This is a genomic window from Caballeronia sp. LZ035 (assembly GCF_031451175.1).
GTDB lineage: Bacteria > Pseudomonadota > Gammaproteobacteria > Burkholderiales > Burkholderiaceae > Caballeronia.
Genome location: NZ_JARUXS010000028.1, coordinates 1 through 991, shown reverse-complemented (window position 1 = coordinate 991; position 991 = coordinate 1). Strand labels below are relative to the sequence as shown.

1 protein-coding gene is annotated in these 991 nt (G+C 64.6%); it reads left to right on the top strand.

The features are described 5' to 3' along the window. Positions 1-991: DUF6531 domain-containing protein (locus QCE88_RS41905; RefSeq protein ID WP_309911927.1), on the top strand; the 991-nt coding region annotated here is incomplete at both ends.

Sequence of the window (991 nt, the reverse complement as noted above, 5' to 3'; positions counted from 1 at the left end):
GTCGCACAACAGTGCGCACACGGAACGCAAGTACCTGTCCTTGCCCACGGCCACGATGCTGCCCATTCCGGCCGATCGTCCCGTGCTGGTGGGCGGCCCGCCCGTGATGAACATGATGGCGGTGGCGGCCGGACTGTTCAGGGCGTTTCGGGGCTCGGCGCTGGCCAAGAGGCTGTTCAAGAACTTCCCTTCGGGCTTCATCAAATGCGTGATCTTTGACGCGGAGCCGGTCAACTCGATCACGGGCGAAGTGGTGGTGCAGCAGCACGATTTCACCATCGAAGGGCGCTTGCCGCTGGTGTGGGACCGGTACTACGCGAGTCACGACGAGATCTTGGGACACTTGGGCCACGGCTGGCGCAGTCCGGCCGACATTCGCGTGGACTTGCTGCGCGATGAGGGTCACGGGGGTCACGAGACGGTGCAATACAGCGCGGCGGTCACGTTTGCCGATCACACCACTGCGTTCGATCAGATGCCGCACGAAAGCGGATGGCCCGCGCGGACGGTCGACCGCCAGCATGGGCATGCGCTGTATATCGAACATGACGAACTGCGCATTCGTATGCGGGCCGGTCTGGAATACGCGTTCCCGCTGCCGGATGACTGGCGCGCACGCGTGCCTGCCGTGGATCAAGGGCAGACGCTGGGTTTGCCGTTATCCCGGATGGCCGACCTGAATGGCAACGCCTGGCATATCGAGCGGCGCACCGATGCGATTCACGGCGGCGTGTCGATGCGCTTCATCGAATTCGCGGGGAGCCGTGCTACCGGGCGTGAGTTGCGAGCCGCTTCGGGCCGCGTCGCGGGCTGCCTGGGGGCGCTCGCGCTGCACGATGCACAAGGTGGCGTGCATCCGCTGGTGACGTATCAGCAGGACGCGCTGGGGAACTTGAGCGCCGTGCTCGATGCGCACGACGCGCCCTACTGTTTCGAGTATGCGCAGCACCAGATGGTGAGGCATACCGACCGCAATGGCCTGTCCTTCTAC